Consider the following 13,194-nt stretch of genomic DNA (forward strand, 5'->3'; position numbering starts at 1 on the left):
AGATGCGGGCGGTTTCGAGAGTTTCAAGCGTATAGAAAATGATGTACGTCAACTGGCAGGCGTTTCGATCCATACCAGAGAGGCGAAACGACCGGTGCGAGGGCTGCGCCGGTAGGAGAAAAAACGCGGGTCGGTGACGGTGCAGAAACCGCCGCCATACACCGCCGTAATGCCGCAACGGGCCAGACGCAGGCGCGCCAGCTCATAGATGTCGGCCATGTAGCGGCCTTCATTGATGCTCGGAACAAAAGCCGCAGCGGCGTCGGGCAGGTCTTTTATAAAGACTTCACGCACTTCGCCGCCGACTTCAAAGGCCTTGGGCCCGATGGCCGGGCCGAGCCAGACCAGTATGTCTTGTGGTTCAACATTGAGGCTTTGCGCCGCCGCTTCAAGCACTCCGGCCGCCAGCCCGCGCCAACCGGCATGGGCCGCAGCGACGCGAGTGCCCGCGCGATCACAGAACAAGGCAGGTAAACAGTCAGCCGTCATTACCGTACAGGCAATGCCGGGGGTGGCTGTCCAGCTGGCATCGGCCTCTGCGATCTGGCCGGGGGTGGCAGGCGCAACGACAACCCCGTGAACCTGGTTAAGCCAGGCGGGCTGTACGTCAAAAATATGGGTCAAGCGTTGGCGGTTATGGGCAACGGCGACGGGGTCGTCGCCCACATGGTCGCCCAGATTGAAGCTGTCGAACGGCGCCACACTGACGCCGCCCGCACGGGTGGTCACACAGGCCCTGACGCCTGCCGGCGCGGGCCAGTCAGGAATCAGGAAGGTGTTCATCCGATAAAAGCCTCACGGTCTTGCTTAAGCAGGGTCAGCAACCAGGTAAAGTCGTCCGGCAATGGCGATTCCCAGCTCATGCGTACACCGCTCGTCGGATGATCCAACTCGAGGAAACGCGCATGCAGGGCCTGGCGCGGGAAGTTTTTAAGCGATTCGACCATGTTCACATTCGCTGCCGGCGGGATACGGAAGCGACCGCCGTAGGCAGGGTCTCCGACCAACGGGAAGTTAATGTGTGCCATGTGTACACGAATCTGGTGCGTGCGACCGGTTTCGAGCTTGACCCGCACATGGGTGTGGGAACGGAAACGCTCAAGCACACGGTAATGACTCACCGCCTGCTTGCCGCCTTCCATCACCGCCATGCGCTGGCGTTGCTGGCCGTGACGGCCGATGGGCGCGTTGATCTTGCCCCCGGCGGTGACGACACCGATCACGATGCACTCATAAATACGGCTGACACTGCGGCTCTGCAACTGTGCAACCAGTTGTGTCTGCGCCTGGATAGTCTTGGCGACCACCATCAGACCGGTGGTGTCTTTGTCGAGGCGATGCACGATCCCTGCACGCGGCACATTCACAATGTCCGGCACGTGGTGCAGCAAGGCGTTGAGCAACGTACCGTCGGCGTGGCCGGCAGCCGGATGCACCACCAGGCCCGCAGGCTTGTTGATCACCAGAATGTCATCGTCTTCGTAAACGATATCCAGAGGGATGTCTTGGGCGACCCATTCACCCTGTGCTTCCTGCTCGGCAGTCAGCTCCAGGATGGCACCCCCGTGGACGATATCACGAGGGCGTATGACGGCTCCGTCCACTGTTAGGCGGCCGTCTTTGATCCAGGCGGAAAGGCGCGAGCGCGAGTGCTCAGCGAATAATTGTGCGGCGACTTGATCGAGGCGTTGGCCACCCAGTTCGGACGGCACCTCTTCGCGAAGTTGAATTTTCTCGGACATGCTCATCAGGACCGCGCCAAGCCTTTGGTTTCGGCTGCGCGCTTGTGGTTAAATACGGCGTCTTTTGCCCCGAGGCTTTTCACGGGGCGCTCATCATAACAGGACGGACCCGCCCAAGACAGCGGCCGTCATAGGGACGCAAGCCGCCATGCAAGTGAAACACCTGCTGCTGATCGCCATCCTCGCACTGACCGCCGCTTGCTCGTCGACAAAAGAAGTCGTTGACGAAAACTTGAGCGAAGTCGAGTTGTACCAGCAGGCGCAGGCCGACCTGGACAACAACAGCTATACCAGTGCCACCGCCAAGCTGAAGGCTTTAGAGTCGCGCTACCCGTTCGGCCGTTATGCCGACCAGGCACAGCTCGAACTGATCTACGCCTACTATAAAAACTCCGAACCGGAAGCGGCCAAGTCCGCCGCCGAGCGTTTTATTCGCCTGCATCCGCAGCATCCAAACGTCGACTATGCCTACTACCTCAAGGGCCTGACCTCGTTTGACCAGGACGTTGGCCTGCTGGCGCGCTTCCTGCCGCTCGACATGACCAAGCGTGACCCTGGCGCTGCACGCGACTCCTACAACGAGTTCGCCCAGCTCACCAGCCGTTTCCCGAACAGCCGTTATGCTCCTGACGCCAAGCAACGCATGATTTACCTGCGTAACCTGCTGGCGGCATACGAAATCCACGTGGCCGACTACTACCTGACCCGTCAGGCCTATGTCGCCGCTGCCAACCGTGGCCGTTATGTGGTTGAGAACTTCCAGGAAACCCCTTCGGTCGGTGACGGCCTGGCGGTGATGGTTGAGTCTTACCAGCGCATGCACCTTGACCAACTGGCTGCCACCAGCCTTGAAGTGCTCAAGGACAACTACCCGAACCACCCAAGCCTGGTGAACGGTGAGTTTGTGCCGCAGGTTTCCGAAGCGGACAACCGGTCATGGCTGAGCAAGGCCACTCTGGGCCTGATCGAGTCGTCGACACCGCTGCCACCGGGTGAAACCCGCGCCAACCTCGACATCCAGAAGCAATACCAGGATGCCAAGGACGCGATTCCGTCGGAGCTCAAAGCCAAAGACGCTGATGGCAACATCATCGAAGACCCGGAAGACACCAGCAAAAGCCGCTCGTGGTTCAGCTACATGACCTTTGGTCTGTTCGACTGAATGTTCGGCAATAAAAAAGAGCCTTTCGAGGCTCTTTTTTTTGTCTATGATTTGCCGCTGTGCGCCCGCCAAGTCCTTGGCTAAACTGGCTGACCTTTTCTCGAATAGCGGATAACCATGCTTCGTTTACTGATCTGGGCTGCTCTGATTGCGGCTGGCGTGTGGTTCTGGCGCAAATACAAAGCCAGCCTCCAGGCGCCTAAAAAACCGGCCGACCCGGGCGCACAACCAATGGTGCGTTGCGCCCACTGCGGCGTGCACCTGCCGCGCGATCGCGCCCTGAGCAAACAGCAGCAATGGTTCTGCTCACAAGAGCACCTGCAGCAAGGGCCACAAGCCCCCCGTTAAAGTCAAAAGCGCGCTCCTACGGTGGTCACGCCTTGTAGGAGCGAGCTTGCCTCGCGATCTTTTGATCTTGCTTTTACGACTGCTGCGCAGCCGAACGTAGCCTCGCAAGGCTCGTCAACTGCTACGGCTTGGTGTGCTTTAAATCCGCCCGGTCGGCGCATACGGCGTCGGGTCGATAATCGGCTCACGGCCCAGCAACAGGTCGGCAAACAACTGACACGACGCTGGCGCCAGCACCAGGCCGTTACGGTAGTGCCCGCAGTTAAGCCACAACCCGTCAAACCCAGACATCCGGCCAATGTACGGGATGCCCTCAGGCGAGCCCGGTCGCAGACCAGCCCAATGCCCCACCAGCTCGGCGTCCGCCAGCGCAGGAATCAGTTCAACAGCCGAAGCCTTTAGACTTTCTAGCGCTACGTCAGTTGGCGTTTTATCAAAGCCTTCGTGTTCCAGCGTACTGCCAATCAAGATATGCCCATCCCGGCGCGGGATCGCATAACGGCCTTTGGCCAAAACCATGCTCGACAGCAGATCTGGCGCGCACTTGTACAAGATCATCTGCCCTTTTACCGGCTCTACTGGCAGCTCCAGACCCAAAAGGCCCAGCAACTCGCCGCTCCAGGCACCCGCCGACAACACCACCTGGTCGCCGCGAATTTCACCCTTCGCGGTGTTCACACCGGCAATGGTGCTGCCCTCACGGATAAACCCCTGAACTTCACAATGCTCATGGATCGTCACATTAGCCATGGCGTGCAGCGCCGCTTTCAGTGATTTCACCAGCCGTGGGTTACGCACGTTCGCCACGTCCGCCATGTAAATTGCCTGCGAATAGCCACCGCCCAGCACGGGCACGGCCTGTTCAACTGCCGGAATCTCAACGGCACTTAAAGGACGACCTTCACGCTGCGCCCACGCCAGCGCTTGCTCTTCGTCTTCAAGGTCCAGCCAGTACAAACCGGTGGTGTGGACTTCGGGGTCGACACCGGTGGTGGTGAACAGACGGTCGGCCAGTTGTGGGTAAAAGTCCTGGGACCAATGCGCCAACGCCGTGACGGCCGGGTTGTAGCGCCAAGGGTACAGGGGCGAGACAATCCCGCCGCCCGCCCATGAAGACTCTTGCCCGACGCCACTGCGATCCAGCAAAACCACGTGTTCAACCTCCGCCGCCAGGTTAAACGCCGTCAGAAGCCCGATCACGCCACCGCCTACAATCACCACTCGTTGCTGCTTAGCCATCTATCCACTCAGCTCAAAAAATGCACATTAATCGTCAGCGCCCCCAACACTGTTGCCTTGTCAGGTCCGGGGCGGCGTTTGTATTGGCTGCCAGGCCCACGTGGTTCAACGTGTAGTCACCACAGGCGTCTCCCGCCATGGGCGAGTCTGCTCGACGTGTCGCCGTCAACAGGTAGGTGTGATCGGCGAGCTCATAGGTCATCAGGTAGTGCTGATTACCCGGGCTGACATTTTCCGCCCCACTGTATAAACCTTTTTTCGTATAAAAACGCTCAAGACTTTGGGATTGCTCTGACAACAGCAATACAAGTTGAGCGCGATAGCCGCGCTTCACTGAGTCGCTGTAAAGCGGATACGCGAACGCGCCAAGGATGCCGATGATCGCGACCACGATCATAAGCTCCATCAACGTGAACCCTGCTCCATACCTTTTCATACCGTTGCCCTTACTGGATTTGCCGCCACATGATGCGTCGAAACTGCTGACGTACGGGTTCGCCCGCCTCGCTGTCTGTTGGCTGATAACGCGCATAAACGCTCTCCAGCACCGTACGTGAAGGGCCGCGCGCCCCAACGGCGGTCACACGGTAAAAGTGCGCTGAAGCAATACCCGGCAAGTGTGCAGGCGTTACGCCCACACCCAGGCTTTGAATACCGAACACGCCATCAGGCGCCTTAAGCCACAGCACACCGGACTGCGGGTCCAGGCCGAGCAAGACCTGCGTGCGGGCCGACAAAGGCGGCACGCATTGAGCCGGCGCGCTGCATACCAGCAGCTCACGCCACTGCGTCTGCACCTGCGCCTCGCCCATGCGCAGCCCCGTTTCCGCGGCCTGCAACGAGTGATTGGCAAACCACACACTGCCCGCCATTTTTTCTTGCTGCACGGCGCTCTGTAAGGAGGTAAGCCCCAGCACACTGAGCAACAGCAACAATGTGAGGCAAACCAACAGGACCATGCCCGACTGTTTACGCGGGTAATCACGCATAACTCCCCCTAACCCAGCCGATTACGCAGGGCCACCACCAGGTGGTAGGTCTGATCCTTTACCCGTGCCTTGGGATCGCGCAGTGTCAGGGCTATTTTCAGGCTGCGGATACTGGCCAAACTACTTGGGCTTTGTTCATAGCGCTGAACCGATGCCCCCGCTGCCGAACTGGCGACACCAAACGTCACCTCAAACGCCGCCACGTTATCCAGCAGCACCGCTTTACCCGGGCCAGTCTTGAGCTGCCCGTTCTCAAACCAGTAAACAACGTTACGTAATGCAAAGGCGGTTTCACCGGGTTCAAGCGGCCCAGGCTGCCCGGCATAGGCCTGTGCATAACGTTTACAGTCTGACACCACCGTCCAGTCCGGCCGGGCGCCCTGCAGGCCGACATCGCCACTGACGAACCGCCACGACCTGGAACCCGCTGCGCCCTGCCATGAAACAGGCGTCTGGAACACCGCAGGCGCATTGATGATGCTGTCTGTCGACAGGCAGCCAAACATGCCAATCATGCGAATTTCCTGCGCGATTTTGCTCAGTACAAAACGGGCGTCTTCTTGGGCGATGGCGGCGGCATACTGCGCAAGGTAAGTCTCACGAGCACTTAAAAAAACCTGAGTGCCCCCCGACACCAGCAGCACGCCCAGCGCCAGGGCAATCAGCAGCTCTAGCAGACCAAACCCGGCATTGCAGCGTGTCATGAGGCACCCACCGCGAACCCGGATGCAATCTGGCTGGTCAGGGTGAATGTTTGCAGCGACTCCCCGGGGCGCCTGTCATCCCATTCCAGTGTGATGGCCACCTCACGCTCATTGATCGCAATGCTGCCCTTGGCACTTGCCCCGCCGAATTGGCGAACATTGCGTTTGAAGTCATTCAAATCCTGGCCCAGCACACTGTGCAAACCCACTCCGGCAGTCGCCCCCGCGTAATCAGCCGCAGGGTTAGCACGAATACGATCCAGCATGTCGTAGGCAATAAAACTGGCCTGGGTGGTCATCAACGCGCTGTCAGTGTGTTTCAGCGCATTCAGCTGTACAGCGGCAGCCCCCAGCAGCCCGCCCGACAAAATAACCGTCGCCACCAGCACCTCAATCAAGGTGACTCCGCGTTGCCAGCGTTTATCCGATCGACTCATGTGTGCCACCCTGGCCTTCACTCGCCGACACGTCCTGTGTCGACCTGCCCAAAGCCTAGCCCTGCACACGGGGCTTACTTGTAGGATCTAGCTGGTAAGGCGCCGGGACTAATCGTCCATTCAGGTCAGCCAACTAACGCTGATAACGCCTTAAACATGCTGAAATCGTTGCGTGAGCGGCACCCGTCATGGCTGGGCTATACCGATACAAGCGCAAGGAATGCGCGAGGGCATGTCCAGGGAGGACAAGGTGTATCAACACGGCATGAGCATGATCCAACTGTTGTTCACGCTGGCGATTGTCGCGATTACCGCGCAATTCGCCGGCCCGGCCTACGGCGTTCTGGTTGAACAGCAACGCCGTCAGGTCGCGGCCGAGCAATTGGCCAGCGGTTTGCGCAACGCGCGCACCGAGGCGCTGGTTCGCCACCACTATGTGGTGGTGCACGCACTGGAAGACGATTGGAGCAAAGGCTGGAGGATTATTCTGGATCAGAGCGGCCTGGGGCATCTGGATGAGAGCAACCCGGTCCTTGCGTACAAGCAAGGCAACACGCAAATACCGATTGCCGGTAATACGCCGGTAAAACATTACGTGCGGTTCAACCCGCTGGGCGAACCGTTATTAAGTGGCGGGGCATTTCAGGCGGGGACGTTGCATATTTGCCAGGCCGACACCGCTCTGAGCCACTACCAGGTGGTACTAGCCAAGAGCGGTCGCATCAGCCTGCGCAGCGATCAAGCGACGCAGGCATTGTGCGCCATGGCTTAAATCAGGGAGCGAACGCGCAGTTCTTTAGGCATCGAGAAGGTGATGTTCTCTTCGCGGCCAGCCAGTTCGTCTGCCCCCGTTGCACCCCAGGCATGCAACTGCTGAATCACACCGCGCACCAGCACCTCAGGCGCCGACGCCCCTGCGGTAATACCAATGTGCTGCACACCGTCAAACCAGCTTTTTTGCAGGTCTTCGGCGCCATCGATCAGGTAAGCCGGGGTGGCCATGCGTTCAGCCAGCTCGCGCAAGCGGTTGGAGTTGGAGCTGTTCGGGCTGCCCACCACCAAGACCACGTCGCACTCGTCGGCCAGTTGCTTGACCGCATCCTGACGGTTTTGCGTGGCGTAGCAGATGTCATCCTTGCGCGGTCCGCCAATGGCCGGGAAGCGCGAACGCAGCGCGTCGATCACACGGCTGGTGTCGTCCATCGACAAGGTGGTCTGGGTCACAAACGCGAGTTTTTCGGGGTTGTTGACGTGCAGGTTGGCGACATCTTTTTCGTCTTCAACCAGATAAATCGCGCCGCCATTGCTCGCGTCGTACTGCCCCATGGTGCCTTCCACTTCCGGGTGCCCGGCGTGGCCGATCAAAATGCACTCACGGCCATCGCGGCTGTAGCGTGCCACTTCGATGTGCACCTTGGTCACCAGCGGGCAGGTGGCGTCGAACACTTTAAGGCCACGGCCTGCCGCTTCGGTGCGCACGGCCTGAGAAACGCCGTGGGCACTGAAAATCACGATGACGTCATCCGGTACCTGGTCCAGCTCTTCAACAAAGATCGCGCCACGGGAGCGCAGGTCTTCGACGACAAATTTGTTGTGCACCACTTCGTGGCGAACATAAATAGGCGGACCGAAGACTTCGAGAGCGCGATTGACGATTTCAATCGCTCGGTCCACCCCAGCGCAGAAGCCACGGGGGTTGGCGAGTTTGATGTGCATGCTGAGCCTCGTGGGTCGCGCAGAAAAATAATGCCAATCAGGCCCGGCACACGCCGGGCTCTGAATTACAGCGCTTTAACGTCTTTGATTTCCACGTCGAAAGTCAGAGTCTTGCCTGACAACGGGTGGTTGAAATCGATGGTCACTTGCTCGTCGTCAAAGGCTTTGACCACACCCGGCAGCTCGGTGTTGGCCGCGTCATTGAAGATCACCAGCAAACCTTCAGACAGGTCCATGTCCTTGAACTGCGAACGTGGAATGATCTGTACATTTTGCGGGTTTGGCTGGCCGAACGCGTTTTCCGGGAGGATCTCCAAGGTGCGTTTGTCGCCCGCCTTGAAGCCAAACAAGGCGGCTTCAAAACCTGGCAACAGGCTGCCATCACCGACCTTGAAGGTCGCCGGGGACTTGTCGAATGTACTGTCGACGGTGTCGCCATTCTCCAGGCGCAATGCAAAATGCAGCGTGACTTCCGTGTTCTGGCCAATACGTTGCTCAGTCATGAGCCGGTTCTCCAGACTTTTTACTTTTGAACATATCCAGTGCCAGCATCACCGCGCCCACGCAAATCGCACTGTCGGCGAAGTTGAAGGCCGGGAAATACCAGCGGTTTTGCCAATGCACCAGAATGAAATCGACCACATGACCGTACACAATCCGGTCATACAGGTTGCCCAGCGCGCCGCCCAAAATCAGCGCCAGCGCAATCGCCAACCAGGTGTCATTGCGCCCAAGGCGCTTGAGCCAGACGATCAGCACGGCACTAACCACAATAGCGATCAGGGCAAATAGCCAACGCTGCCAGCCAGCACTGTCAGCCAAAAAGCTGAAGGCTGCGCCGGTGTTGTAGGCCAGCGTCCAGCTGAACAGGTCCGGGATGACCACGATTTGCTGGTACATCTGCAAGGCGTTGTCGAAATAGACCTTGCTGGTCAGGTCAATGACCAGGACCAGCACAGTCAACCAGAGCCAGCCCAGGCGCCCGAAGCGCCCGGCAGTGCTGGTGTTAGGCATAGTGACGTACCTCGCCGGTGCCGCTGATGTTGTCAACGCAACGGCCGCAGATTTCCGGATGCTCCGGGTTCACGCCCACGTCTTCACGGCAATGCCAGCAGCGCGCGCACTTGGCGTGTGCCGACTTGACCACTTTGAGCTTGAGGCCCGGTACTTCGGTGACCACAGCGTCAGCCGGTGCCAGCGCAAAAGGCGCAACACTGGCGGTGGAGGTGATCAGGACGAAGCGCAGTTCGTTGCTCAGCTTGGACAGGTCAGCGGCCAGTTCAGCTTCGGCGAACAAGGTCACTTCTGCCTGCAAGTTGCCGCCAATGGCCTTGGCTGCGCGTAGGTTTTCCATTTCCTTGTTGACCGCAACCTTGACCGCCATGATCCGCTCCCAGTAGTCGCGGTCCAGCTCGGTGCCTTCCGGCAGTTCGCTCAGGCCGTCATACCAAGTGTTGAGCATGACCGATTCGTTGCGCTCGCCCGGCAGGTATTGCCACAGTTCGTCGGCGGTGAAAGCCAGGATCGGAGCGATCCAGCGCACCAGCGCTTCAGAGATGTGGAACAGCGCGGTCTGGCACGAACGGCGGGCCTTGCTGTTGGCGCCCGTGGTGTACTGGCGGTCCTTGATGATGTCGAGGTAGAAACCACCGAGTTCCTGAACGCAGAAGTTGTGTACTTTGGAGTACACGTTCCAGAAACGGTATTCGCCGTAATGCAGCTCCAGCTCACGTTGCAGCAACAAGGCGCGGTCTACTGCCCAACGGTCCAGCGCGAGCATTTCATCAGCAGGCAGCAGGTCGGTAGCCGGGTTGAAGCCGGTCAGGTTGGAAAGCAGGAAGCGCGCGGTGTTACGGATACGCCGGTAGGCGTCCGCACTGCGTTGCAGGATCTGGTCAGAGACCGCGATTTCGCCCGAGTAGTCGGTCGAGGCTACCCACAGACGCATGATGTCAGCGCCCAAGGTGTCGTTGACCTTCTGCGGTGCAATCACGTTGCCCAGCGACTTGGACATTTTGCGGCCCGCTTCGTCCACGGTGAAACCGTGAGTCAGCAGTTCGCGGTACGGTGCGTGGTTGTCGATGGCGCAGCCGGTCAGCAACGACGAGTGGAACCAGCCACGGTGCTGGTCGGAACCCTCAAGGTACAGATCGGCACGCGGGCCGGTCTCGTGGCCCATCGGGTGCGAACCGCGCAGCACGTGCCAATGGGTAGTACCCGAATCGAACCATACGTCCAGCGTGTCGCTGATTTTGTCGTACAGCGGCGCTTCGTCGCCCAACAGCTCGGCAGCGTCCAGTTTGAACCAGGCTTCGATGCCTTCGACTTCAACGCGCTTGGCCACTTCTTCCATCATTTCGACGGTACGTGGGTGCAGTTCACCGCTTTCCTTGTTCAGGAAAAACGGGATCGGCACGCCCCAGTTGCGTTGACGCGAGATGCACCAGTCTGGACGGTTGGCGATCATCGAATGCAGACGCGCCTGGCCCCAGGCCGGTACGAACTGGGTGTCTTCGATGGCTTGCAGTGCGCGGGTACGCAGGGTCTCGCCCGCTACCGGCTCTTTGTCCATCCCGATAAACCACTGCGCGGTTGCGCGGTAGATCAGCGGGGTTTTGTGACGCCAGCAGTGCATGTAGCTGTGGCTGATGGTTTCGGTGAACATCAACGCGTCGACTTCGGTCAGCTTGTCGATGATGTTCTGATTGGCTTTCCAGATGAACTGGCCACCGAAGAACTCCAGCGACGGCACGTACACGCCATTGCTTTGAACCGGGTTGATGATGTCGTCGTTAACCATGCCATAGGCTTTGCAGGTCACGAAGTCGTCTACGCCGTAAGCCGGTGCGGAGTGAACCACGCCGGTGCCAGCGCCCAGTTCAACGTACTCAGCCAGGTAAACCGGCGACAGACGGTCGTAGAACGGGTGACGGAAGTTGATCAGTTCCAGTGCCGAACCGGTGGTGGTGGCGATCACCGAACCTTGCAAGTTGTAACGCGCCAGGCTCGATTCAACCAGTTCTTCAGCGAGCACCAACAGTTTGTCGCCCACGTCGACCAGCGCGTAGGTGAACTCCGGGTGCACGTTCAGCGCCTGGTTGGCCGGGATGGTCCACGGGGTGGTGGTCCAGATCACGATCGCAGCCGGCTTGCTCAAGGTTGCCAGGCCAAAGGCCTCGGCGAGCTTGGCGTCATCGGCAACCGGGAAGGCAACGTCGATGGCCGACGACTTTTTGTCCTGGTATTCGACTTCTGCTTCAGCCAGGGCCGAGCCGCAATCGAAGCACCAGTTCACCGGCTTCAGACCTTTGAAGACGAAACCGCCTTTGACGATTTCGGCCAAGGCACGGATTTCACCGGCCTCGTTTTTGAAGTCCATGGTTTTGTACGGGTTGGCGAAGTCACCCAGCACACCCAGACGGATGAACTCGGACTTCTGGCCTTCGATCTGCTCGGTCGCGTAGGCACGGCACAGCTCGCGGGTTTTATCCGCGGACAGGTTTTTACCGTGAGTCACTTCGACCTTGTGCTCAATAGGCAGACCGTGACAGTCCCAGCCCGGTACGTACGGCGCATCGAAACCGGCGAGGGTTTTCGAACGCACGATCATGTCTTTCAGGATTTTGTTCAGCGCATGACCGATGTGAATCGTACCGTTGGCGTACGGAGGACCGTCATGAAGTACGAACTTCGGACGATCCTTACTAATCTCGCGCAACTTCCCGTACAGGCCAATGCTGTCCCAGCGCTGCAAAATTTGCGGTTCGCGCTGTGGCAGGCCGGCCTTCATTGGGAAGGCTGTGTCCGGAAGGTTTAACGTGGATTTGTAGTCGGTCATTTCAGGCTCTTTTTAAGCGGTTGACCCAGCCAAAAGGCTCGGGCGGCGGCGACGTCCGCATTGATCGCCGTCTTGAGCGCCTCCAGGGAGGCAAAACGCTGCTCATCACGCAGCTTGTGGTGGAATGCCACGGTCAATCGCTGGCCATACAAATCGCCAGCGAAATCCAATAGATGTACTTCAAGATGGGCGTTGCCATCCCCTGCTACGGTAGGTCTGACGCCGATATTAGCGACGCCGGGCCAGGTTTTACCGTCGATCTCGACGCTCACCAGATACACCCCGGTCAACGGAACACGACGACGCTTGAGCTGGATATTGGCGGTTGGCGTGCCCAATTGGCGCGCCAGCTTTTGCCCGTGCAACACCGTGCCGGCAATCTGGAACGGGCGGCCCAGCAAGCGCTCTGCCTGGGCGAAATCGCCCTTGGCCAGCGCATCACGCACTTGGGTGCTGCTGATGCGCACGCCGTCCAGCTCAACGGTTTGCGCGGCTTCGACGGTAAAGTTCTGCATGACGCCTGCTTGTTGCAGGAAGTCAAAATCACCGATCCGGTCGCAGCCAAAGCGGAAGTCGTCACCGACCTCAAGGTGCTGCACACCCAGACCATCGACCAGGATCGTGTCGACAAACTCGGCCGCGCTGAGCTTGCACAGGCGTTGATTGAACGCCAGGCACAGCACCCGATCAACCCCGGCGTCAGCCAACAGCTGCAATTTGTCGCGCAGGCGGGCCAGACGCGCCGGAGCGGTTTCAGGGGCAAAGAATTCGCGCGGCTGGGGCTCAAAAATCACCACGCAGCTGGGCACGCCCAACTCCAGTGCACGTTCACGCAGCCGCTCCAGGATAGCCTGGTGACCACGGTGTACACCGTCAAAGTTGCCAATAGTGGCGACACAGCCCCGATCTTGGGGCCGCAGATTGTGAAGGCCTCGAACCAGCTGCATAACGCGCTTCTTGCTCATAAAGTGGCCGATTATAACCACACCCAGCCCGTGACGACAGGCGACAGCGCAAGG

General features: G+C 59.2%; 15 protein-coding genes. 3 read left to right on the plus strand and 12 right to left on the minus strand.

What is annotated here, in order from left to right; all coding sequences use genetic code 11:
- Positions 1–48 precede the first annotated feature (48 nt).
- The gene (pgeF, locus tag AAEZ03_RS09515; protein ID WP_350578032.1) at positions 49–783 is read right to left on the minus strand and encodes a peptidoglycan editing factor PgeF; all 735 of its coding nucleotides are present in this window, start codon (positions 781–783) and stop codon (positions 49–51) included.
- Positions 780–1,742, minus strand: a complete 963-nt coding sequence (gene rluD / locus AAEZ03_RS09520) for a 23S rRNA pseudouridine(1911/1915/1917) synthase RluD (protein ID WP_048367800.1) — start codon at positions 1,740–1,742, stop codon at positions 780–782. The genes pgeF and rluD overlap by 4 nt, the downstream gene beginning before the upstream one ends.
- 148 nt (positions 1,743–1,890) lie before the next feature.
- Between rluD and AAEZ03_RS09525 the strand changes: the two genes are divergently transcribed.
- Both AAEZ03_RS09525 and AAEZ03_RS09530 read left to right on the plus strand, forming a co-directional pair.
- On the plus strand, positions 1,891–2,904 hold the full coding sequence (locus tag AAEZ03_RS09525) for an outer membrane protein assembly factor BamD (protein WP_153326862.1): 1,014 nt from the start codon (positions 1,891–1,893) through the stop codon (positions 2,902–2,904).
- 117 nt (positions 2,905–3,021) lie between these two features.
- Positions 3,022–3,252 carry a PP0621 family protein gene (locus tag AAEZ03_RS09530; RefSeq protein WP_048367351.1) on the plus strand — a complete coding sequence of 77 codons (231 nt, stop codon included), beginning with the start codon at positions 3,022–3,024 and terminating at the stop codon, positions 3,250–3,252.
- Positions 3,253–3,390: 138 nt separating this feature from the next.
- On the opposite strand, the gene thiO is transcribed toward AAEZ03_RS09530, so the two are convergent.
- The 5 genes from thiO to pilV are packed head-to-tail and all read right to left on the minus strand — an operon-like array spanning position 3,391 to position 6,621.
- A complete protein-coding gene (gene thiO / locus AAEZ03_RS09535) occupies positions 3,391–4,491 on the minus strand; it encodes a glycine oxidase ThiO (RefSeq protein WP_350578037.1) in 1,101 nt (366 codons plus the stop codon).
- Positions 4,492–4,525: 34 nt separating this feature from the next.
- A complete protein-coding gene (locus tag AAEZ03_RS09540) occupies positions 4,526–4,927 on the minus strand; it encodes a type IV pilin protein (RefSeq protein ID WP_048367354.1) in 402 nt (133 codons plus the stop codon).
- Positions 4,928–4,937: 10 nt separating this feature from the next.
- Positions 4,938–5,480 (minus strand): pilus assembly PilX family protein, encoded by a 543-nt coding sequence (locus AAEZ03_RS09545; protein ID WP_350578041.1) that lies wholly within the window; start codon positions 5,478–5,480, stop codon positions 4,938–4,940.
- A gap of 8 nt (positions 5,481–5,488) precedes the next feature.
- On the minus strand, positions 5,489–6,184 hold the full coding sequence (locus AAEZ03_RS09550) for a PilW family protein (RefSeq protein ID WP_123751292.1): 696 nt from the start codon (positions 6,182–6,184) through the stop codon (positions 5,489–5,491).
- Positions 6,181–6,621, minus strand: a complete 441-nt coding sequence (gene pilV, locus AAEZ03_RS09555; RefSeq protein ID WP_185059672.1) for a type IV pilus modification protein PilV — start codon at positions 6,619–6,621, stop codon at positions 6,181–6,183. Before pilV ends, AAEZ03_RS09550 begins: the two co-directional genes overlap by 4 nt.
- Before the next feature lie 232 nt (positions 6,622–6,853).
- On the opposite strand from pilV, the gene AAEZ03_RS09560 reads away from it, so the two are divergent.
- Positions 6,854–7,393 carry a GspH/FimT family pseudopilin gene (locus AAEZ03_RS09560; protein ID WP_350578045.1) on the plus strand — a complete coding sequence of 180 codons (540 nt, stop codon included), beginning with the start codon at positions 6,854–6,856 and terminating at the stop codon, positions 7,391–7,393.
- Here the strand turns inward: AAEZ03_RS09560 and ispH are convergent.
- The 5 genes from ispH to ribF all read right to left on the minus strand — a co-directional run bounded on the left by ispH (position 7,390) and on the right by ribF (position 13,122).
- Positions 7,390–8,337 carry a 4-hydroxy-3-methylbut-2-enyl diphosphate reductase gene (gene ispH, locus AAEZ03_RS09565; RefSeq protein ID WP_048388074.1) on the minus strand — a complete coding sequence of 316 codons (948 nt, stop codon included), beginning with the start codon at positions 8,335–8,337 and terminating at the stop codon, positions 7,390–7,392. The two genes, AAEZ03_RS09560 and ispH, sit on opposite strands and share 4 nt — an antisense overlap.
- 65 nt (positions 8,338–8,402) lie before the next feature.
- Positions 8,403–8,840, minus strand: a complete 438-nt coding sequence (gene fkpB / locus AAEZ03_RS09570; protein ID WP_019411874.1) for an FKBP-type peptidyl-prolyl cis-trans isomerase — start codon at positions 8,838–8,840, stop codon at positions 8,403–8,405.
- Positions 8,833–9,351: a signal peptidase II gene (gene lspA, locus AAEZ03_RS09575; RefSeq protein ID WP_048367375.1), complete on the minus strand. Its 519-nt coding sequence runs from the start codon at positions 9,349–9,351 to the stop codon at positions 8,833–8,835. The genes fkpB and lspA overlap by 8 nt, the downstream gene beginning before the upstream one ends.
- On the minus strand, positions 9,344–12,175 hold the full coding sequence (ileS, locus tag AAEZ03_RS09580) for an isoleucine--tRNA ligase (RefSeq protein ID WP_350578050.1): 2,832 nt from the start codon (positions 12,173–12,175) through the stop codon (positions 9,344–9,346). Before ileS ends, lspA begins: the two co-directional genes overlap by 8 nt.
- Complete coding sequence (gene ribF / locus AAEZ03_RS09585; protein ID WP_153334939.1) at positions 12,172–13,122, minus strand: bifunctional riboflavin kinase/FAD synthetase; 951 nt, start codon at positions 13,120–13,122, stop codon at positions 12,172–12,174. The genes ileS and ribF overlap by 4 nt, the downstream gene beginning before the upstream one ends.
- Positions 13,123–13,194: the final 72 nt, after the last annotated feature.

It is taken from the genome of Pseudomonas sp. HY2-MNA-CIBAN-0224, assembly GCF_040310285.1.
Lineage (GTDB): Bacteria > Pseudomonadota > Gammaproteobacteria > Pseudomonadales > Pseudomonadaceae > Aquipseudomonas > Aquipseudomonas helleri.